The sequence below is a fragment of the Acinetobacter sp. YH12098 genome (assembly GCF_013419235.1).
GTDB lineage: Bacteria > Pseudomonadota > Gammaproteobacteria > Pseudomonadales > Moraxellaceae > Acinetobacter > Acinetobacter amyesii.
On record NZ_VPAO01000001.1, the window covers coordinates 97,643 to 118,262 of the forward strand.

Annotated in this window: 18 protein-coding genes, 2 tRNA genes and 2 pseudogenes; 14 read left to right on the top strand and 8 right to left on the bottom strand. The window is 40.1% G+C overall.

What is annotated here, in order from left to right; genetic code table 11:
- Positions 1–7 precede the first annotated feature (7 nt).
- The 3 genes from FTU38_RS00450 (at position 8) to FTU38_RS00460 (ending at position 3,276) form a co-directional block, all read left to right on the top strand.
- Positions 8–1,336 (top strand): hemolysin family protein, encoded by a 1,329-nt coding sequence (locus tag FTU38_RS00450; protein ID WP_078192153.1) that lies wholly within the window; start codon positions 8–10, stop codon positions 1,334–1,336.
- 53 nt (positions 1,337–1,389) lie between these two features.
- The gene (locus FTU38_RS00455; RefSeq protein WP_180026970.1) at positions 1,390–1,668 is read left to right on the top strand and encodes a hypothetical protein; all 279 of its coding nucleotides are present in this window, start codon (positions 1,390–1,392) and stop codon (positions 1,666–1,668) included.
- 267 nt (positions 1,669–1,935) lie between these two features.
- The gene (locus tag FTU38_RS00460) at positions 1,936–3,276 is read left to right on the top strand and encodes a CitMHS family transporter (protein ID WP_180110363.1); all 1,341 of its coding nucleotides are present in this window, start codon (positions 1,936–1,938) and stop codon (positions 3,274–3,276) included.
- A 95-nt stretch (positions 3,277–3,371) separates the two neighbouring features.
- Here FTU38_RS00460 and FTU38_RS00465 read toward each other — a convergent pair whose 3' ends face one another.
- The gene (locus FTU38_RS00465; RefSeq protein WP_180110364.1) at positions 3,372–3,878 is read right to left on the bottom strand and encodes a hypothetical protein; all 507 of its coding nucleotides are present in this window, start codon (positions 3,876–3,878) and stop codon (positions 3,372–3,374) included.
- Positions 3,879–4,074: 196 nt separating this feature from the next.
- Here FTU38_RS00465 and FTU38_RS00470 point away from each other — a divergent pair, with 196 nt between their 5' ends.
- Positions 4,075–4,809 (top strand): hypothetical protein, encoded by a 735-nt coding sequence (locus FTU38_RS00470; protein ID WP_180110365.1) that lies wholly within the window; start codon positions 4,075–4,077, stop codon positions 4,807–4,809.
- A 169-nt stretch (positions 4,810–4,978) separates the two neighbouring features.
- A tRNA-Leu gene (locus FTU38_RS00475) sits at positions 4,979–5,064 on the top strand.
- 817 nt (positions 5,065–5,881) lie between these two features.
- Here the strand turns inward: FTU38_RS00475 and FTU38_RS00480 are convergent.
- The 4 genes from FTU38_RS00480 to rlmE all read right to left on the bottom strand — a co-directional run bounded on the left by FTU38_RS00480 (position 5,882) and on the right by rlmE (position 9,936).
- On the bottom strand, positions 5,882–6,196 hold the full coding sequence (locus FTU38_RS00480; RefSeq protein ID WP_180063202.1) for a DUF5713 family protein: 315 nt from the start codon (positions 6,194–6,196) through the stop codon (positions 5,882–5,884).
- A gap of 87 nt (positions 6,197–6,283) precedes the next feature.
- A complete protein-coding gene (gene folP / locus FTU38_RS00485) occupies positions 6,284–7,138 on the bottom strand; it encodes a dihydropteroate synthase (RefSeq protein WP_218945812.1) in 855 nt (284 codons plus the stop codon).
- 112 nt (positions 7,139–7,250) lie between these two features.
- Entirely contained in the window at positions 7,251–9,149 is a 1,899-nt protein-coding gene (ftsH, locus tag FTU38_RS00490; RefSeq protein ID WP_218954680.1) for an ATP-dependent zinc metalloprotease FtsH, read from the bottom strand.
- Positions 9,150–9,285: 136 nt separating this feature from the next.
- Positions 9,286–9,936, bottom strand: coding sequence for a 23S rRNA (uridine(2552)-2'-O)-methyltransferase RlmE (rlmE, locus tag FTU38_RS00495; RefSeq protein ID WP_078192159.1), 651 nt, complete (start codon positions 9,934–9,936; stop codon positions 9,286–9,288).
- A 195-nt stretch (positions 9,937–10,131) separates the two neighbouring features.
- Here rlmE and FTU38_RS00500 point away from each other — a divergent pair, with 195 nt between their 5' ends.
- Together FTU38_RS00500 and FTU38_RS00505 are read left to right on the top strand one after the other, a co-directional pair.
- On the top strand, positions 10,132–10,455 hold the full coding sequence (locus tag FTU38_RS00500; RefSeq protein ID WP_078191340.1) for a YhbY family RNA-binding protein: 324 nt from the start codon (positions 10,132–10,134) through the stop codon (positions 10,453–10,455).
- A 6-nt stretch (positions 10,456–10,461) separates the two neighbouring features.
- Entirely contained in the window at positions 10,462–11,001 is a 540-nt protein-coding gene (locus FTU38_RS00505) for a DOMON-like domain-containing protein (protein WP_180048743.1), read from the top strand.
- A gap of 238 nt (positions 11,002–11,239) precedes the next feature.
- Here FTU38_RS00505 and FTU38_RS00510 read toward each other — a convergent pair whose 3' ends face one another.
- On the bottom strand, positions 11,240–11,725 hold the full coding sequence (locus FTU38_RS00510; RefSeq protein WP_180110367.1) for a hypothetical protein: 486 nt from the start codon (positions 11,723–11,725) through the stop codon (positions 11,240–11,242).
- Positions 11,726–12,034: 309 nt separating this feature from the next.
- Between FTU38_RS00510 and carA the strand changes: the two genes are divergently transcribed.
- From carA to FTU38_RS00540, 6 genes and pseudogenes are all read left to right on the top strand, one after another.
- On the top strand, positions 12,035–13,177 hold the full coding sequence (carA, locus tag FTU38_RS00515) for a glutamine-hydrolyzing carbamoyl-phosphate synthase small subunit (protein ID WP_168378093.1): 1,143 nt from the start codon (positions 12,035–12,037) through the stop codon (positions 13,175–13,177).
- A 13-nt stretch (positions 13,178–13,190) separates the two neighbouring features.
- Positions 13,191–16,421 carry a carbamoyl-phosphate synthase large subunit gene (gene carB / locus FTU38_RS00520; RefSeq protein ID WP_168378094.1) on the top strand — a complete coding sequence of 1,077 codons (3,231 nt, stop codon included), beginning with the start codon at positions 13,191–13,193 and terminating at the stop codon, positions 16,419–16,421.
- A 107-nt stretch (positions 16,422–16,528) separates the two neighbouring features.
- Positions 16,529–17,005: a transcription elongation factor GreA gene (gene greA, locus FTU38_RS00525; protein ID WP_078192164.1), complete on the top strand. Its 477-nt coding sequence runs from the start codon at positions 16,529–16,531 to the stop codon at positions 17,003–17,005.
- A 206-nt stretch (positions 17,006–17,211) separates the two neighbouring features.
- Positions 17,212–18,069 (top strand): annotated as a pseudogene (locus FTU38_RS00530) (class I SAM-dependent methyltransferase); the annotation flags it as partial.
- Positions 18,070–18,143: 74 nt separating this feature from the next.
- A complete protein-coding gene (locus tag FTU38_RS00535; protein ID WP_180106618.1) occupies positions 18,144–18,770 on the top strand; it encodes a CatB-related O-acetyltransferase in 627 nt (208 codons plus the stop codon).
- A gap of 145 nt (positions 18,771–18,915) precedes the next feature.
- Positions 18,916–19,680 carry a hypothetical protein gene (locus FTU38_RS00540; protein ID WP_257221006.1) on the top strand — a complete coding sequence of 255 codons (765 nt, stop codon included), beginning with the start codon at positions 18,916–18,918 and terminating at the stop codon, positions 19,678–19,680.
- Positions 19,681–19,716: 36 nt separating this feature from the next.
- Here FTU38_RS00540 and FTU38_RS00545 read toward each other — a convergent pair.
- Positions 19,717–19,787: transfer RNA gene (locus FTU38_RS00545), tRNA-Tyr, on the bottom strand.
- Positions 19,788–19,914: 127 nt separating this feature from the next.
- Here FTU38_RS00545 and FTU38_RS00550 point away from each other — a divergent pair.
- A complete protein-coding gene (locus FTU38_RS00550; protein WP_180107466.1) occupies positions 19,915–20,493 on the top strand; it encodes a hypothetical protein in 579 nt (192 codons plus the stop codon).
- Positions 20,494–20,528: 35 nt separating this feature from the next.
- Here the strand turns inward: FTU38_RS00550 and FTU38_RS00555 are convergent.
- Positions 20,529–20,620: pseudogene (locus FTU38_RS00555) on the bottom strand (IS5/IS1182 family transposase); the annotation flags it as partial.

The following is a 20,620-nucleotide window of genomic DNA, read 5'->3' on the forward strand; positions in this document are numbered from 1 at the left end:
TGTATTCGTGAGCCTTTTCCAAAATATTGTCATTATTATTCTCCTGATCGTCGGTGCGGGTTTTCTTTCATTAACAGAAATTGCCCTTGCGGGTGCACGAAAAGTAAAACTTAAAATTTTGGCTGAATCTGGAGATTCACGTGCACAACGTGTGCTTGACTTACAAGCCAACTCAGCAGACTTTTTCGCCGCATCACAAATTGGCTTAAATGCTGTGGCAATTCTTGGCGGTATTTTGGGTGAAGGTGCTTTTCGTCCTTACTTCATTAGCTTAGTCACTCGTTTTTATCAGGGCCCGTGGACTGAAACCATAGGATTCACCCTGTCGTTTACTTTAGTCACCTCCTTATTCATTCTATTTGCTGATTTGATGCCAAAACGTTTGGCGATGATCGCACCTGAAAAAATCGCCGTTGCTGTTGTAGACCCGATTCAAATCTTCATTAAAGTGTGTAAACCAATGGCATGGGTGATTAATGCCATTGCCAATTTGTTGTTTCGTTTATTCAAAGTGAATACAACACGTGATGACAATATTACCTTTGACGATATTTCAGCCGTGATGGATGCCGGTGCTCAAGCTGGTGTACTACAAAAGCAAGAACACCACTTTATTGAAAACGTATTTGAACTGGAAGAACGTAATGTCCCTTCAAGTATGACTACACGTGAAAATGTGGTGTACTTTACCCTAAAAGAATCAGAAGCCAGTATTCGTCAAAAACTCGCAGAATTTCCGTATTCGAAGTTTTTGGTCTGTAGTGAAAATATTGATGACGTGATTGGTTATGTAGATGCTAAAGATATTTTGGTTCGTATCCTGAACAATCAGTCACTTTTACAGCTCAACGAAAATACCATTCGTAATGTCCTCACGATTCCAGATACTTTAACACTGTCCGAATTACTCGATCGTTTCCGTTCAACCAAAGAAAAATTTGCCGTAGTAATTAACGAATATGCGTTGGTTGTCGGCGTTATTACCCTCTCCGACATTATGATTACCGTGATGGGCGACTGGGTAACACCGATTGAAGCAGAACAACAAATTATTAAACGTGATGCGGATTCTTGGCTTATCGATGGCAGTACACCAATCGAAGATTTAAAGCATGCCCTCGCTTTAGATGAAATGCCCGATGAAGAAAACTATGAAACCCTTGCGGGCTTTATGATGTTTAAACTGCGTAAAATTCCACGTCCAGCGGACTTTGTCACCTATCATGGCTACAAATTTGAAGTTGTGGATGTAGACCACTTTAAAATTGACCAATTATTAGTGACCCGCTTACAACAGGCTGAAACTGAACTAGATACACCAGAAGAATCGGATTAATTCGATTCTTTTTTTTCTAAAACAATAAAATATAAATACGATGGAATACGAAGATGTCTTTTTCACTTAAAGCGATTTTGACTTGCTTTAGTTTTTATACTGGGGCTTATCTGATCTATTATTTTTTTAAAGCTCATCCACAACCTTTATTTCTATTGCTCGGTGTTACACTGATCGCCACTGCGTGGTTTTTAACGCCTTATCCCTATGAACGCGGTCGACAACAATATGACGAAACCATGCGTTTTGGTCTGTTTTTTTATAATCCCTTAATATTTTGGTTCCGATTTTTTAGTTGGCCGATTCGGACGCTACTGTCTATTTTTGCATAAGCGTACTTGTTGTGATCAAACTGTATCTGCACAGCACTTACAGTTCTCTACTGATGTTGAATATATGTAAACAGACCACATTTTTTGAATAAAAATTAAAATAAATCGAAAAATCTCCCTTCCTTAATACCTTCATTATTAATGACTATTTTTCATTAAAATAGTGATGTATTTCACATTTTCTCACCTTTGTTTTGACTGATGAAATTTATCTTTATGCTCTGCCCTTGGATTTAAAAACAGCTTTATATTTCAAAGGAATGAACCATGTTAACCGTACTCGGTTTAGGCATGATCTTGTGCTTTATGTATTTGATCATGTCGAAACGCTTAAGCCCACTTGTCGCACTGACTTTAATTCCCCTACTTATTGCCTTGATTGCGTGGTTACTTGGTTTTTATTTTGACAGCTTGTCACACATACAAATAAATGAAATTGGCGAAATGATGATAGAAGGTGTAAAAAAACTTGCACCGACTGGCATCATGCTGCTTTTTGCGATTCTGTATTTTGCCATCATGATTGATACAGGTTTGTTCGACCCTTCGGTGAAATTTATCTTAAAAATGGTCAAAGGTGATCCCTTAAAAGTCGTTCTTGGAACCATTACCCTGACGTTAATTGTCTCTTTGGATGGAGATGGTTCTACAACATATATGATCTGTGTTGCGGCCATGCTGCCACTCTATAAGCGCTTAGGTATGAGCCCATTGATTATGGCATGTTTGATTATGCTCTCTAGTGGAATTATGAATCTTACACCTTGGGGTGGGCCTACTGCCCGCGCCGCCAGCGCGCTTCATGTCGACCCAAGTGATGTATTTGTTCCGATGGTTTTACCGATGTTATTTGCCATCGGCTGGTTGTACTTCTTAGGAACGATGTATGGTCGCATGGAAAGAAAGCGTCTAGGAATTGTCCAATTGGATATCAGCCATGGTGAAAACATTCAAATCTCAGATAATCCAGAAGCCAACCGCGCAGATCTACGTTGGTTTAATGCACTGTTAACCGTCGTTCTGATGATTTGTCTGGTTTTTAGTATTTTACCTATGCCTATTTTATTCATGGTGGCTTTATGTATTGCGCTAGTCGTCAACTACAAAAATGTCGACTTGCAGAAAAAGTTAATCGCACATCATGCAGGTAGTGCTTTAAACGTGGTCGGTATTATTTTTGCTGCAGGTATTTTTACCGGAATTTTAGCTGGAACAGGCATGGTAGAAGCCATGTCCAAACAACTTGTGGCAATTATCCCTGAAAGTATGGGTCCCTATTTAGCACCGATTACCGCTGTCATCAGTATGCCGATAACTTTCTTTATGTCGAATGATGCTTTCTATTTTGGGGTTTTGCCAATTCTTTCCGATGCTGCCGCTCATTATGGAATTGCACCTGTAGAAATGGCACGTGCCTCCATCGTAGGGCAACCTGTACACCTACTCTCTCCACTTGTCCCATCGACCTATTTACTCTGTGGACTTGCAGGGATCGAGTTTGGACAACATCAGAAATTTACCATTATCTGGGCTGTAATCACGTGTTTTGTCATGTTAGCAGCAGGTCTGATCTTTGGAATGTTTCCCTTTTATTCGAGCTTAACTTAAAATTTTAAAGATAAAAAAGCACCATCAGGTGCTTTTTTATGCTTAACAATACTGAACTAGCCAGTGTTTTACACTCACAGGTTCATTTGTAGTGATTAATGCTTTGAAATTAATGCTTCTAGAACTGCTTCATAATGAATACGAATGTCATCTTCTAAAATTTTATAAACATTGTCGAATTGAACCATTGGCCAGCCTTCTTTCCAAAATGGAAAAATGTTATGCAGGTCATGAGTCACCGTTGCGTCTTCACGTACAATCGCTTGTGCAACTTGCGACAATACTTGTGCAGTTTCAGCACCATCAATCGCTAAATAATCGATACCACGAACTTTCAAAATACGGATACGGTCTTTTTTGTAGCGGATTTTTTTACTTTGGCCTTCATTTAAGCCTAAAGCTAAAGTCACAGCTTCAACAAATTTATCTTCAAATGCTTGATTTAATTTCACCAAAGCTTGTTTGTGTGCTTCTTGACGACCAGCTTTTCCCCCACTACGAATCACTTCATTTGCTTCAGTATTTAAAACATCTGATTTCATCGACTGAAGAATGTCTAAAATTTCGATATCGCTTAATATTTCAGGAGAATGATCAGTCATAAACTGCCTATAAAAACTTAATATTCAATAAGTATGTATTTTCGCATAAAAGCAGCGTGAAAACTGCGACCTTCACTATAGAAATTGCGTTTTCTCTTATAATGTTCAGATATACAACATGATTTAGAAAAAAAATTCTGTCAAAAATATCGAAATCAACTATATTACTTTCACGCTTTAATACTAACGTCACAATATGGCTCAAAAGAAACAGGCTGCGCTTTACCTTCAACAACTGAAACAGCAATATCCAGCAGCCTTTAAACATAATTATTTATTTTATAGCCAACTGAAAACTCAAGGCATTTTAGACGAACTCAAAGAACTTATTCCTTGGGTTTTGGCGGCGATGATTTTTATTTCTTTGAGCATGAGTATTGGTCATGCAGTGCAACTGTATTTTCCTGATATGAGTGAGTTTCGAGCTCATGGTATTGCTGTACTGAGTATTATGCTGTTTTTCATGCTGGTTGTGCCCTTAGTCATCAAGCAAATCAAACACAGTTCAATGTCCCTGTATCAAAGTTTGAAGAATACGCCGTTCAGACTTGCGATCGTGATTTTATTACAATTACTCAATATCGCCTTTTTACAAAGCACCTTCGTTCAATCTGTATTGTTCTTTTTCGCCATGAGTTTCGGCTTTGTGCGTTTTTATAAAGAAAATCTATTCAAAGGTGGAAGTAATACCCAAGAATACTATTTTCTGCAAGAGACACGTCGTATTGCTTATTGGTCGTATAAACAAATGCTTAAAGCAAAATTACGTTTAACACTCAGCAATCCAAATCAAGCAAATCATAAACAGTTATCTGAGCGCTTTACCCATTTCCAAAATTTACACATACAAATGCTGCACCAGGAAAATCAGCTGTGTAAAAAGCTAAAGCACCAAAATGTTGAACATTATCTTGATGAGTTAATGAAATAAGTCGACTTTGGCGTAGTGAAAAAAACTTTAATTCACTGCTCAAAAAGTCATTCAATACATCGCTATTTTTGAATATTTTCAACTTATATGCATGAATTGATTGATTTTAAAACAAACACCATCAAATACACTTGCCAAGCTTCATTTCGTCCTCTATTATTGCGCACATGCCCGAGTGGTGAAATCGGTAGACACAGGGGATTTAAAATCCCCCGCCCACAAAGCGTGCCAGTTCGAGTCTGGCCTCGGGCACCATTCTTATACTTCTAAGATTGGTGCAATAAAAGATCCAGCAATTTGCTGGTTTTTTTATGCCTAAAATTTATAAATCTATTATTATTCAATGCCAATATCTTCAGATTTTGATCTCCCTGCACTACAACTCAAGCATCCCGATGCCTTTTATCAACGGCTGCTGTTTGCGCATTTTAAAATCATCAATCTCACGCCCACTGCACCCGTTTTAATCTTTAGCTTTTGCCTGATACTTTTAATCTCTCTTGGCAGCGCTGTACTTGGCCAGATGTTTTCGACGACATTTTCAATTCACGACCCAAACATGGCGTTTAATCTGGGTATATTGATTATTCTTCCTTTGATCTATTGCTATGTCTGGTATGCACATTATCAAGCACGTTTTAGCAGCAAGTCCGCAGTTTAACGCCTGCAAATACAACTATATCTCCTTGGCGGATTAACACTTATCCTCGCTATAAACTTTAAGTATCTACAAACAGATGTATTAAACCTCATCAGTCTCTGCGGACTTTTTTTCAGTCTGTTTTTATGTGTATTTACTGAATTATTTTATAAACCTGAAAGCAGCGCCATTGAACGGGTAAAACTACAAAAGTTTCGCCAACTGGCATTTTGGTCTTATCAACAATCCTTAAAACAAAAAGTGCATCAAACGTTTTTCTACACACTACACTTATAAGCCATGCAAGAAGAACAGAAACTATCAGCATCGATCAAATCATCTTTTAAAGATTTTTTAGACAATGCTCAATGACTTTTTAAAACTCTAGTCACAAAAAAGCCCTGTCACTACAGGGCTTTTTTTAAAGTTCAATTACCATTCTCGGTTAGCAACCAACTCTTCCATTTCAATTTCCATATGGCCTTCATCTTGCAGCACCATCATCATGGCTTCTGCAATATAATCTGCAGCCGTATCATCCAAAGACGAATCTAAATCTTCAAATTGAGGTTTCATCTTATTGAGCTGTGCAACCGTTTCATTGGCAAAATGGTAGATATCAGTTGAACTTAAATCTGCTTTTGCAATTTTCTTCGCAAATTGAACAACCAATAACTTCACCTCTGCAACCAACACATCTGGGTAATATTCATCATCAAACATGGGTAGCAGTAAATCTGCAAACATACGAAACTCTATCACAAAACATTCAGGGCGCTTATATAACACAAATACTACAATTCACCAAATTTATTGGGATTCAGTAATTTCAAATCAGTCTGCATTCTGCATGGCTTGCCAAACACGTATCGCATCTACCGTTGCTTTAACATCATGTGCTCGAACCATACATGCACCTTGTTGAATGCTGAGTAGATGCGCTGCAACCGAGCCTATAGCGCGATTTTGTGCATCTGCACCGCCAAGTGCCTCACCGATAAAACGCTTACGAGATAATGCAGACAGGATCGGATAGCCCATGTTATTCAATTGATAGAATTGCTGTAAAAGCTTTAAGTTTTGCTGCGCATTTTTAGCAAAACCAAAACCCGGATCAATCATAATGTTTTCTGCACGCACACCGGCGTCTAATGCATCTTGCACACGTTGCTTTAATTCATCGATTACATTAGCCACGACATCTTGATACTGATCTAGATTATTCATCGTAGTAGGTTCACCGCGCATATGCATAATGATCACGGGAATATCCAGTTGTGCAGCGGCGTCTAAGGCATTCGGCCGAGTTAATGCACGTACATCATTCCAGATATGCGCACCTGCCTGAACCGCTGCCTCAATTACCTCAGGTTGTGATGTATCGATAGAAATCACCACATTGTGTTTGGATAAGGCATCAACGACGGGTACGACCCGTCGAATTTCTTCTTCAACCTCAACAACGGATGCACCCGGACGTGTTGACTCACCACCGACATCAATCACTGTCGCCCCATCCGCAATCATTTGTAAGGCATGTGCTATTGCTTGGTCTTTACCATTGTGTTTACCACCATCACTAAAAGAATCCGGTGTAACATTTAAAATCCCCATCACATGTGGCTCTGACAAATCTAATTGCAAATTACCACAGTTTAAAATTTTATTAGGCAAAGACACCAACTTCATATCACACATCCCAGATTTTGCTGTGCTTATTTTAACGCTAAGTTTGCTCAGCATTTCGCTCACATGCATTTATTTTCATATAAAAAAACCACCCGAAGGTGGTTTTAAAATTTTATGCTTTTGGCAATGACGGTAGTGGTGGTGGAACATCTGGACCATCCGTTGGTGTGACATCAATCACTGGATTTTCAGCGATGTACACTTTTGGTGGTTGAGGTTCACGACCTTCCATAATGTCACGGATTTGATCACGATCAATGGTTTCCCATTCAAGCAATGCTTTCACCATGGCATGAGCGATATCTTTGTTATTTTCAAGAATATCGCGAGCAACTTTATATTGCTCATCTAAAATACGGCGAACTTCACGGTCAACTTCAAGCTGGGTTACTTCAGAAATCACACGACTTCCTAAACCACCCATGAATGACTGCTGTGAATCATCTTCGTAAACCATGACGCCCATTTTATCGGACATACCGTATTTAGTAACCATTGCACGTGCCATTTTCGTTGCACGTTCAAAGTCATTTGAAGCACCAGTCGACATTTGGTTAATGAAGACTTCTTCTGCAATACGACCACCAAACAAAATTGAAAGTTCATTCAACATTTTGTCTTTGTAATGGCTGGTTTGGTCATGTTCAGGCAACTGCCAAGTCACACCCAGTGCCCAACCACGCGGCATAATTGTCACTTTATGCACAGGGTCTGTACCCGGCAAGATTTCAGCAACAATCGCATGACCTGCTTCATGATAAGCCGTCGCACGACGTTCTTCTTCACGAATCACCATCGATTTACGTTCAGGGCCCATGTAAAGCTTGTCTTTAGCATCTTCAAAGTCATGCATATCGACCGTGTTCTTGTTACGACGTGCAGCAAACAGTGCTGCTTCGTTTACAAGGTTAGCCAATTGAGCACCCGAGAAGCCCGGTGTACCACGCGCCAAGACTTTGACATCTACACCAGTCACAGAAGGTAATTTTTTCAAATGTACATTCAGGATTTGCTCACGACCTTTAATATCTGGTAGAGACACCATCACTTGACGGTCAAAACGACCTGGACGAAGTAAAGCTTTATCCAATACGTCAGCACGGTTTGTTGCAGCAATGACGATAATACCTTCGTTGCCTTCAAAGCCATCCATCTCAACCAACATTTGGTTTAATGTTTGCTCACGCTCATCATTACCACCACCTGTGCCTGAACCACGGTGACGACCAACGGCATCGATCTCATCGATGAAAATGATACATGGCGCATGACGCTTTGCTTGTTCAAACATGTCACGGACACGGGACGCACCCACACCTACGAACATTTCAACAAAGTCAGAACCCGAAATACTAAAGAAAGGTACTTTCGCTTCACCCGCAATTGCTTTAGCAAGTAAAGTTTTACCCGTACCCGGAGGACCAACCATGAGCACGCCTTTCGGAATGCTTGCACCAAGTCGTTTGAACTTAGATGGATCTTTTAGGAAGTCAACGATTTCAACAACTTCTTGTTTAGCTTCATCACAGCCCGCAACATCTGTAAATGTCACTTTGATTTGGTCTTCAGACAGCATTTTTGCTTTTGACTTACCAAAACTCATTGGGCCATTCTTACCACCAGCTCCACCACCCATGTTGCGCATAAAGAACATGAATAACAGAATGATTAAAAGAACAGGGAAACTTGCAATCAGAAGTTGCATCAAAATACTTTGACGCTGTGGCGCTGTACCTTCAACAACAACATTGTTCTTGATCAGGTTCGGCATAAGTTCAGGATCTTGAACCGCAGGACGGATACTTTCAAACTCAGAACCGTTTGATTTTTCGCCACGAATTCTTTCGCCATCAATGGTGACTTGTTTAATCTGACCCGCATTTACGGCTGCCACGAACTCAGAATAGTTCATCGCGGTCGGTTGATTGCGGTCACTGACGTTGCTGAAGATTAAAACCAGCACGCCTAGGATAACCAGCCACAACACGGCATTCTTAAAAAGATCGCTCAAAGCTTTATTCCCATTTCTATCTAATTCGTTCAATCCCACTTACATGGGTGACTCTAATACTTACGCTGCAGAGTAGCTTCGCAATAATTTAAAAACGTACAAAATGCACAATTTTTAACGAGTTGGCAAGTAAACTTTACTTGAAAGCTTTCTTACGTCCCTGCCCGATTAAAAACACTTCTTTAGATCGAGCACGTGAAGCCGCCGGTTTTGCTGTTTTCAGCACATCAAATGTGTCTACAACTTGCTTACGGTATTCATCAAATCCAACTCCTTGGAACACTTTAACAACAAACTGTCCATTTGGTCCAAGAACCTTTTGAGCAAAGTCGATTGCTAATTCACAAAGATAGATCTGACGCGGTTGATCTACAGCCTTATTACCTGATGTATTGGGGGCCATATCTGAAATTACAACGTCTACAGTACGTCCATCTAAAATTTTTAACAATTCATCGAACACTTCTTGTTCACGAAAGTCACCTTGCAAGAAGGTCACATCCGGTAAAGCATCCATTGGTAAAATATCAGAAGCAATAACCAAACCTTTGTCACCAACAAGTTTTCCGGCAATTTGCGACCAACTGCCTGGTGCAGCACCTAAGTCGACAACGGTCATGCCCGGCTTGATCAATTTGTATTTTTCTTGAATTTCAAGCAATTTATAAGCGGCACGCGCACGATATCCTTCCTTTTGTGCTTTTTTCACAAAGGGGTCATCAAGATGCTCACGCATCCAGTCACGACTACTTTTGGATAATTTCTGGTTAGTAATGCGGGTAGCCATAACTCTCTAAATAAAAAAAACTTCTCAGTCTTGATTGTACGTGAAATTCAGCACTTTTGCAGTAGACATGTGTATCTAAAAAGCATCTTAAATCATGTTTTTTTCAATAATCTTCATCGAGAAAATGCCGATTAAATACAGCGCTTCAACTTTGATTTTGCTATACTAGGTCGTTTTTAAAATTAGGTTATATTTATGGCGGCTTTATCTATTCAAGAACGTAAACGCTTACGTCAAATTGGTCACACCCTAAACCCAGTTGTAATGGTTGCGGACAAAGGCTTATCAGAAAGCGTTGTTGAAGAATTAAACCGTGCGTTAAACGACCATGAGTTAATTAAAGTAAAAGTTGTGGCAGAAGACCGTGAAGCTCGTGCTGCAATGATTACTGAAATTGCGACTGTTTCAGGTTCTGAAGTTGTTCAAACGATTGGTAAGATTGCTTTGATTTACCGCAAAGCGGCAAAACAAAATGCAAAACTGTCTAACCTTGTTCGCTACGCACACCTGTCTAACTAATCATTTATGGCAAGTTTCGAACTCAGCGCTTTTGATCGTCGCTTTCAGGCTGTATCAGTCGTTGGTGCTATCGAACAACAAAGCCCATATACTTTAAATGTGGGTTATTGGATTCGAGACCCAAACCAACTGATTCAATGGCCAGAATTGGTATCATCTCACCCACGAATCGATTTTTTGTGGGAACAGACCTGCTTAGAAGTTTTTATTGGTGTACGCAATGAAGACTTTTATCGTGAAATCAACCTCTCCCCTTCACAAGCTTGGCAGGCTTACCAGTTTGAAGAATATCGCTATCCAGAAGATATGCCGCCACAAGCTGCTTACGATATTGAACTGAATCAGTTGAAACGGACGCACTATGGCTTAAATGTCAGTCTTGATCTGACAGAATTTATGCTGAAGTACAAACTTAAATGGGAAGATCTCTATATTGGTCTAACTGCAGTACTGAAAACCCCTCAAGGTGAACAGTACTATGCCATGCAGCATAGTAGTCCAAATGCTGACTTTCACAACAAACGTGATTGGCTACATCAGTTCTAAACCATTTGATGTTTTGATCTTCAATAAAAAGCAAAAGTACGATCTTTTGCTTTTTTATTGCCTGTTTATTTTAAATAAGTATTTTGGACTTAAATGTACCATTCACAATAAGGGAGCCATTAATGACTCCCTTTTGCATATTTAGCGTTAAATTGAAGTTTAATTCGCTCTCACCGAATCCAGCTCCCTGGAATGACTAGACTTAGCTCAAGCGTTTTAAAATTCATGTCATTCACAATTAACTTTTAAGATCTGTGGTTTGATCCGTAACTTCAGCTTTCACTGGTGAAATTTTTTTCCACGCTTCCAAAGTATGTTCCTTAGAACGCTTAAATGTTTCTGTTAAATGATCTTTGTGCTTTCCTGAAATTTGGGTCACATCTTCTTTCAGCTCTTTTCCAAGTTTTGAAAGATCATCAATAACAGTATTAAACTCAGTTTTCACAAATTCTTTGAGTTCACTAAAATCTTTTTGCGATGAACCAAACTGAACTTTTAACTGATCAAGTTTATTCAATACATCTTGCTTCAACTGACGCAATTGATCTTGCACACTGGCATTCAACTGCTTTGCCTCTGCTCCGATCTTTTCTTTGCTTTCAGTGACCGCTTCTGTGGCTTGAACACTTGCCTCTTTTGCAACTTGTTCAAGCTTTTCAGCACCTTCGATAACGACTTCTTTCAGGGAGGTTTTAGCCGCTGTTTGTTTTTGTTGTGTTGCCATGACTTTGTACCTATAGTTTTTGCTGACCGACCCACATTAGCGCTTTTTGATAAATTTTAATTTATGATTTGTCTGACAATAATTAATTGCTTACATTTTTCTAAGATTTTGCAAAACCAAACTTTATTCTAAAATGCAAGCGCTTTATCTGCTTTATTCCTGATATTTACGATGGACTTTCAGTGGCTTTCTGCGTATAATGCCGTGTTAAGTTCAAGCGAGCAGATGTAAGGAGGGTAGGTTTTTAAGCAGCCTTCCTTTTTTTTCGTCTTCTCGCTTTTTTACAGCCTAAATTTCAGGAGCTTTGGTTTGAGCACCCCAGCAATTTTAGCCCTTGCCGACGGAACTATCTTTAAAGGTACTTCTATTGGCGCATCGGGTAGTACGACTGGTGAAGTCGTTTTTAATACAGCAATGACTGGCTATCAAGAAATTTTGACTGACCCTAGTTATGCACAACAACTTGTGACACTAACTTACCCACATATCGGTAACACAGGTTGTAATGATGAAGACGCTGAGTCAGGTCGAATTCATAAAGTATGGGCTAACGGATTGATCATTCGTGACCTACCTTTATTGCATAGCAACTTCCGTGCTGAGCAATCACTTGGTGATTACCTTGAACAACACAATGTTGTTGCTATTGCAGACATCGATACACGTAAATTAACGCGTATTCTGCGAGCAAAAGGTGCACAAAATGGTTGTATCCTTGCTGGCGAAAACATTACAGAAGAAGAAGCTTTAGCTAAAGCACGCGCTTTTGGTGGTTTAAATGGTTTAGACCTTGCAAAAGAATGCTGTGACCCTGAAGGCTTTGAATGGACTGAAGGTTCTTGGACATTAGGTAAAGGTTTCTCTCAGCCTGAAGCTAAATTCCATGTTGTTGCATACGATTACGGTGTCAAAACCAACATCTTACGTATGCTCGCAGACCGCGGTTGTAAATTGACTGTCGTGCCTGCGCAAACTCCTGCTGCTGACGTACTTGCATTGAATCCAGATGGCGTGTTCTTATCGAACGGCCCCGGCGATCCAGCTGCATGTGACTACGCAATTGAAGCTGTAAAAACAATTGTAGAAGATGCTCGCAATGTACCAGTATTTGGTATTTGCTTGGGTCACCAAATTCTTGCACTTGCTTCAGGTGCAAAAACTGTGAAAATGCCTCACGGCCACCACGGTGCCAACCACCCTGTTCAAAACATGGAAACTGGTATTGTGATGATTACTTCGCAAAACCATGGCTTCGCAGTAGATGCAGAAACATTACCTGCAAACTTGAAAGCTACGCACAAATCACTGTTCGACCAAACCCTACAAGGGATTCACCGTACAGATAAACCTGCGTTCAGTTTCCAAGGTCACCCCGAAGCAAGCCCTGGTCCACATGACTGCGCACCATTGTTCGATCATTTCATCGAACTTATCGAAGCATCTAAGAAGTAATTAAGGAAGCATCATGGCTAAACGTACAGACATTAAAAGCATCTTAATTATTGGTGCTGGTCCGATTGTCATCGGTCAAGCATGTGAGTTTGACTACTCAGGTGCTCAAGCATGTAAAGCACTTCGTGAAGAAGGCTACCGTGTTATTTTGGTGAACTCTAACCCAGCAACCATTATGACTGACCCTGCTATGGCAGATGCCACTTACATCGAGCCAATCACTTGGCAAACTGTAGCTGCAATCATTGAGAAAGAACGCCCAGACGCAGTTCTTCCTACAATGGGTGGTCAAACAGCATTGAACTGTGCACTTGCACTCGATGCCAACGGTATTCTAGAAAAATACAATGTTGAATTGATTGGCGCAACCAAAGAAGCGATCGAAAAAGCGGAAGACCGTAAACTTTTCGATATCGCAATGCGCAAAATCGGTTTGGAATGCCCTCGCGCTGACGTTGCAGAAAGCATGGAACACGCACTTGAAATTCAAGCACGTTTCGGCTTCCCTGTCATTATCCGTCCATCATTCACTATGGGTGGTTCAGGCGGCGGTATCGCATACAACCGTGAAGAATTCATTGAAATCTGTGAACGCGGTTTCGATCTTTCTCCAACTAAACAATTATTGATCGATGAATCTTTAATTGGTTGGAAAGAGTACGAAATGGAAGTTGTTCGTGACAAAAACGACAACTGTATCATTGTATGTACCATCGAAAACTTTGATCCAATGGGCGTGCACACTGGTGACTCAATCACTGTTGCTCCTGCGCAAACGTTGACAGACAAAGAATTCCAACTTTTACGTAATGCATCTTTAGCAGTACTTCGTGAAATTGGTGTAGAAACTGGCGGTTCGAACGTTCAGTTCGGTATCAACCCGAAAGACGGCCGTATGGTTGTGATCGAGATGAACCCACGTGTTTCTCGTTCATCTGCCCTTGCTTCTAAAGCAACGGGTTTCCCAATTGCGAAAATCGCGGCGAAATTGGCTGTAGGTTATACCCTTGATGAATTGAAAAATGACATCACTGGCGGCACAACTCCTGCATCTTTCGAACCTGCGATCGACTATGTTGTAACGAAAATTCCTCGTTTCAACTTCGAGAAATTCCCGCAAGCTGACGCAACTTTGACGACTCAGATGAAATCTGTAGGTGAAGTAATGGCCATTGGCCGTAACTTCCAAGAATCTGTGTCTAAAGCGCTTCGTGGTCTTGAAGTGGGCGCATGTGGTTTTGACGAAAAAATCGCTGTGGGCACTGAAGGCGCACGTGAGAAAATTCTTGTTGAATTGAAAGTTCCAGGTCCAGAGCGTATTTGGTACGTAGGCGATGCATTCCGTCACGGTTTCACTCTTGATGAAGTATTTGAAGCAACCAAAATTGACCGTTGGTTCTTGATTCAAATCGAAGACATCATCAAAACTGAAAACCAAATCAAAACTTTAGGTTTTGGTGATTTGAACGCGGACAACATCCGTTCTTTCAAACGTAAAGGTTTATCAGATCTTCGCATTGCAGACTTGATGGGCATTTCACAAAAACAATTCCGTAAACACCGTTGGAACTTGGGCGTAACTCCAGTTTACAAACGTGTAGATACATGTGCTGCAGAATTCGAATCTGATACAGCTTACATGTACTCAACTTACGATGAAGAATGTGAAGCGAACCCATCGAACCGTGACAAAATCATGGTCATTGGTGGCGGTCCTAACCGTATTGGTCAAGGTATCGAATTCGATTACTGCTGTGTACACGCGGCTCTTGCTATGCGTGATGACGGTTATGAAACCATCATGGTGAACTGTAACCCTGAAACAGTTTCTACAGATTACGACACATCAGATCGTTTGTACTTCGAACCAATTACTTTGGAAGATGTACTTGAAATCGTTCGTATCGAGAAGCCAAAAGGCATTATCGTTCAGTACGGTGGTCAAACTCCGCTTAAATTGGCTCGTGCTTTAGAAGAAGCTGGTGCGCCAATTATCGGTACATCACCAGACGCAATTGACCGTGCAGAAGACCGTGAACGTTTCCAACAAATGATTCAACGTCTGCAACTTCGTCAACCAAACAACAGCATTGTAAAATCTGCTGAAGAAGGTATGGCAGAAGCTGCTAAAGTTGGCTACCCACTTGTAGTACGTCCTTCGTATGTACTTGGTGGTCGTGCGATGGAAATCGTATACAACGATGACGAATTGAAACGCTACCTACGTGATGCAGTTCAAGCATCGAATGAAGCGCCAGTACTTCTTGACCACTTCCTAGACGATGCGATTGAAGTTGACGTGGACTGCGTATCTGACGGTAAAGACGTTGTGATCGGCGGTATCATGCAGCACATCGAACAAGCGGGTATTCACTCAGGTGACTCAGCATGTTCTATTCCTCCGTACTCTTTATCTAAAGAAGTTCAGGACGAAATGCGCCGCCAAACCATCGCTATGGCGAAAGAGCTTGGCGTAATTGGTTTGATGAACGTACAGTTTGCGGTTAAAGGTACTGACGTATACATCTTAGAAGTGAACCCACGTGCATCACGTACAGTTCCATTCGTATCTAAGTGTATCGGCGAATCTTTAGCAAAAGTTGCTGCACGTTGTATGGCAGGTCAATCTCTAGAATCTCAAGGATTCACTACAGAGATTATTCCTGAACACTTCTCTGTAAAAGAAGCGGTGTTCCCATTCAACAAATTCCCTGGTGTTGACCCAATTCTTGGCCCTGAGATGAAATCTACAGGCGAAGTGATGGGTGTAGGTAAAACATTTGGTGAAGCGTTCTATAAAGCTGTGTTAGGCTCTAATGACCGTTTACCAGGCCTACCAACGGAAGGCGAAGTAAAACATGCATTCTTATCTGTTCGTCACTCTGACAAGCCTCGTGCTGTTGGTATTGCGAAACAGTTGACAGATCTTGGCTTCAAAGTGATCGCTACTGGCGGTACTTATGATGTGATTAAAGATGCTGGTATTGAATGTGAACGTGTGAACAAAGTGACTGAAGGCCGTCCTAATATCGTAGACCGCTTGAAAAATGGCGAAGTTCACCTCATTATCAATACAACTGAAGGCAAACAGGCTCAAGAAGATTCATTCTCGATCCGCCGCTCTGCATTACAAGGTAAAGTGTATTACACAACTACCCTTAACGGTGCTGATGCAGTATGCCAAGCTTTAGCAATCAAATTGCCAATGGATGTATACCGCTTACAAGACCTTACTAAAGGTTAATTAAGTTACCGAGAAGTCCCGCCACCTCTCGGTGGCGGGCTTTTTTTCATTTCTAGGTCAGTAAAAATTTTACTGATTTTTTCTTTTTACAAACATGAGGGACAACAATGCAACGTTATCCTATGACTCCCGAAGGCAAAATTGCCCTAGAGAAAGAATTACAGCAACTTAAAAGTGTTGATCGTCCACGTATTACTGCAGCAATTGCTGAAGCGCGTGAACATGGGGATTTGAAAGAAAACGCTGAATACCACGCTGCTCGCGAGCAACAAGGTTTCTGTGAAGGCCGTATCCAAGATATCGAAGGTAAATTGGGTGCTTGCCAAGTGATTGATGTTAAATCACTTGAGCAAAATGGCCGTGTGGTTTTCGGTGTGACTGTGACCATTGAAAACTTAGATACTGAAGAACAAAAGACTTATAAAATCGTTGGTGATGACGAAGCAGATTTTAAAATCAACAAAATCTCTGTGAACTCTCCAATTGCGCGTGGTCTTTTGGGTAAAAACGAAGGCGACGATGTAAAAATCAACACACCACAAGGTGAAGTTGAGTATGAAATTTCTAAAGTTGAATATCTTTAATCATTAAGATAAGCAATTTTAAGCCCCTCTTTTGAGGGGTTTTTTATTGTTCTAGGTTTTTCGCTTATTCCAATGCATCCTATCGAATGACCAAAATGTACGTTCAGCAACAATAGTCGACTGAATACATCATTGTTCAAATGGCTTATTTCATTAAAGTATTATCTAAACAAAAAGAGTCATAACACACGATGAAATTTTGACATGCAAGCCGAACAGCACAAGCTGCTGCTGCCATTCGCGCAAATCATTATCTATATGCGAACGAACCTGTTTTTTCCGACCCTTATGCCTTTCATTTAACCAGTCCAATTTGGCGTCGACTGCTTTCAAATCGTGCATGTATAAAAGCGTTAAATAGCAAAATACCCAATCAAACATTTGGATTACTCACTGCACAGGTGGTGGCTCGTTCACGCTATGCCGAAGATCAATTAGAAATGGCAGTACAACAAGGGATTAAACAATATGTGCTGATTGGTGCTGGCCTAGATTCTTTTGTCCTCCGTTTAGCGCAGAAGTACTCCGATATTAAAATCTTTGAAGTTGATCACCCAGATACTCAGGCTTTAAAAATAAAAAGTCTACAGAAACTCGGGCATGTTCCAGACCATGTTGAGTTTGTTTCGATTGATTTTGAGAAAGAAAATTTAGCGCATGCCTTAAAACGGAGTTCTTATGATACTGAGCAACCCGCTTTCTTTTCTTGGCTTGGTACAACGCATTATTTAAAACCAGAAACAACTATGAGCACCTTGCAAACCATTGCCGAATTTGCAGCCTCAGGTAGCGAATTGGTTTTAGATTATTCCATTCCCTATCAAGATTTAACTGGTATAGAGCGTGTCGGATCATTTGCTGTTTCCAAATTTACCTATTTTTTAAGTGAACCCATTATTGGGACAATTCACAGTAATGAGTTACACCGTGCCGTGACAAAGCTGGGTTATGTGGTCTTAGAAGATTTATCTGCACATGACATTACTCAGCGTTATTTTGCAAATCGTAAGGATGGATTACGACATACTCAAGCCACGCATTTGCTGCATTTAAAACGAGCTTAAGTCTTTATCTATAGTCGACATTTATAGCGAGTCAGCTAAAATAGTCACGCGAATCATTATTGCTATTAAACCTTATGTCTGAAAAATTGATTAATTCACCTGTCAATCATTGGTGTGAGTTTGAGTTCATCTCTAAAACAGTGAAGAACCCAAATATTCACATCAAAGGTAATTATTCATATTATTCTGCATATTGGGATCAGGGTTTTGAGCGCTGTGTGGTGCGTTATCTACACGATAAACCCGCAACAACTGAGAAGCCGATAGACCAGCTATATATCGGTAATTTTGTCTGTTTTGGCGCAGAATGCGTGATTATGATGGGTGGTAACCAACTCCACCGAACAGACTGGATTTCGGCATTTCCGTTTGATACACGGAGTTTTGTCCCTGCGGGTGACACCATCATTGGTGATGGCTGCTGGATCGGCTCACGTGCGATGATTATGCAAGGCGTGACACTGGGTGAAGGTGCTGTGGTAGCTACTGGCGCGGTGGTGACTAAAGATGTGCCACCTTATGCAGTTGTCGGCGGCGTGCCCGCTAAAGTTATTAAATATCGCTTTCCTGAAGAAAATATCAAAAAACTACTTTCCCTTAAGCTTTATGACTTAGATGAAAAGCAGTTTTTAAAGATGCGGGAGCAATTGCAGACGGATGATGTTAATTCGCTACTTCTTTATGTACAAAATTCAAGTTAAAAGTTATATTTATTTCAAATAATTATTCTTAATAAATATGCACCTATCATCAAAAACTCTGGAAAAACTTCGCGACCTAATTAACGAAACTACCGAATACCGATCAGGTCCCAAAATTATAGATTTTTTCTCAACCTTCGATTACATGGATACTTATGGTCAGGGCTTTCCAGCAAGATGGGCATATACAGATTTTCGGTTAGGAAGAATTAATAAAACTGAAAAGATAAAAATATGTATTCAGACACTCTTTAATCCCATTAATTACATGGATGATTTAAAAAGGCTCGATTCTCTAATAGCTAATTTTAACAAATATCTTCAATTCGATAAATTTCGTGTGGCGCGAAGAAACACAGAGATTTTTATAGAATCAGTTAGTGAAGTAAATTTAGACGAAAATTTAAATACTGAAGAAGAAAATCTGGAAAATAATTTTATCAAACATGAGTTCAATGTTGATTGCTCTAAACTCAATTTAATACCAGCGTTAGTTCCAATAATTGATAAGAGAATGCAAGAAATAGAAAAAGCTTTCAAAGCTGAAGCATATTTATCAGTCGTTTTATTAGCAGGTAGTACATTAGAAGGATTATTTTTAAACATAGCATCTCTAAACCCCAAAGTTTTTAATTTATCCAGACAAAGCCCTAAAAAAGATGGAAAAGTTAAAAATTTTGACCAATGGACACTAAATAACTTTATCGAAGTATCCCACTCTATTGGAATACTTGAAAAAGATACCTATCGTTTCAGTAAAGAATTAAGAGATTTCAGAAACTATATCCACCCATTTCAACAAATGAGTGAGCAATTTTCACCAAGAGAAGAAACGGCAAAAATTTGCCTTCAAGTATTAAAATCTGCAATTTTAGACATACAAAATAACAAACATAAATTTCAGGCATAAACCTCACTCAATCTGAGTGGGTTTTTCATAATATTGTGGCTATAACAAGAGTAGAACTTGTGACCCTTGCATTATAAGCACGGGGCTCTAACCAACTAAGCTACATATTTTTTATGTGTACACATGTAGCTAACTAAAAATATTACTACGACCATCTTTATTCCTAGCCTTTTTTACTCAATCAGACTATAAAGAACACATAAAATAAAAAGACCCCACTTTTCAGGATGAATGATGACGAGAACCACTCAATTCTCAGGCATATTTATACTTGCCCTGCTGGCAGCAATCGTCGCAACTTTTTGCGATGCAATTCATGTCTATACCCAAACGCTTAGTTATCCCAAACCATTATTTTTCCATCAGGCTTGGTGGGTATTCCCCGGCTTTTTTATTGCCTTTGCCTTCATGGCATTTAGCTATATTCAACTTACACAACTACTTAAACATTATGTGATGACTCAGCTCAGTTGCCATCATGACGGCACTGCGCCACTCGTCGAGAGCCTAATACTATTTGCCATCGTCTACATACTCAGCGGATTTGGCAATTTTCATCCCGAAGCACTTTGTTGGATTTTTTACATTAGCTTTTTTATTCGCTGGTTATTTAGCTATGAGCGTACATGGCTACTGATATTAGCCATCATGCTTGCTTTTGGTGGTATGTTCTTTGAAGGACTATTGGCTCAGTTTGCTTTAGTTAAATATCGCCATGAAGATATTTATAATGTGCCGTATTGGCTAGGTGGCGTATATATGCATGGCGCATTTGCCTTACGTGCAGGTATGCGTCGTTTTGTCTATCGATAATAGGGTGTGTTGACATTTACAGCCGATAAATTGAGCTAAAGAGGCAACCATATAAATATACAAGCTAAAGCAACAGCGCTTTGATAGTTACGTTTTAGCTTATCGTATCTTGTGGCAATTCCTCTAA

Bases quoted from the DNA above. Each gene is read 5' to 3' on its own strand.
- FTU38_RS00470 (WP_180110365.1), top strand. From the start codon at position 4,075: ATGGCTCAAAAGAAACAGGCTGCGCTTTACCTTCAACAACTGAAACAG.
- folP (WP_218945812.1), bottom strand. From the start codon at position 7,138: ATGAAGTTGGTGTCTTTGCCTAATAAAATTTTAAACTGTGGTAATTTG.
- FTU38_RS00455 (WP_180026970.1), top strand. From the start codon at position 1,390: ATGTCTTTTTCACTTAAAGCGATTTTGACTTGCTTTAGTTTTTATACT.
- FTU38_RS00505 (WP_180048743.1), top strand. From the start codon at position 10,462: ATGGCAAGTTTCGAACTCAGCGCTTTTGATCGTCGCTTTCAGGCTGTA.
- FTU38_RS00550 (WP_180107466.1), top strand. From the start codon at position 19,915: ATGACGAGAACCACTCAATTCTCAGGCATATTTATACTTGCCCTGCTG.
- greA (WP_078192164.1), top strand. From the start codon at position 16,529: ATGCAACGTTATCCTATGACTCCCGAAGGCAAAATTGCCCTAGAGAAA.
- FTU38_RS00465 (WP_180110364.1), bottom strand. From the start codon at position 3,878: ATGACTGATCATTCTCCTGAAATATTAAGCGATATCGAAATTTTAGAC.
- FTU38_RS00540 (WP_257221006.1), top strand. From the start codon at position 18,916: ATGGATACTTATGGTCAGGGCTTTCCAGCAAGATGGGCATATACAGAT.
- FTU38_RS00510 (WP_180110367.1), bottom strand. From the start codon at position 11,725: ATGGCAACACAACAAAAACAAACAGCGGCTAAAACCTCCCTGAAAGAA.
- carB (WP_168378094.1), top strand. From the start codon at position 13,191: ATGGCTAAACGTACAGACATTAAAAGCATCTTAATTATTGGTGCTGGT.
- FTU38_RS00500 (WP_078191340.1), top strand. From the start codon at position 10,132: ATGGCGGCTTTATCTATTCAAGAACGTAAACGCTTACGTCAAATTGGT.
- FTU38_RS00535 (WP_180106618.1), top strand. From the start codon at position 18,144: ATGTCTGAAAAATTGATTAATTCACCTGTCAATCATTGGTGTGAGTTT.
- FTU38_RS00460 (WP_180110363.1), top strand. From the start codon at position 1,936: ATGTTAACCGTACTCGGTTTAGGCATGATCTTGTGCTTTATGTATTTG.
- rlmE (WP_078192159.1), bottom strand. From the start codon at position 9,936: ATGGCTACCCGCATTACTAACCAGAAATTATCCAAAAGTAGTCGTGAC.
- FTU38_RS00480 (WP_180063202.1), bottom strand. From the start codon at position 6,196: ATGTTTGCAGATTTACTGCTACCCATGTTTGATGATGAATATTACCCA.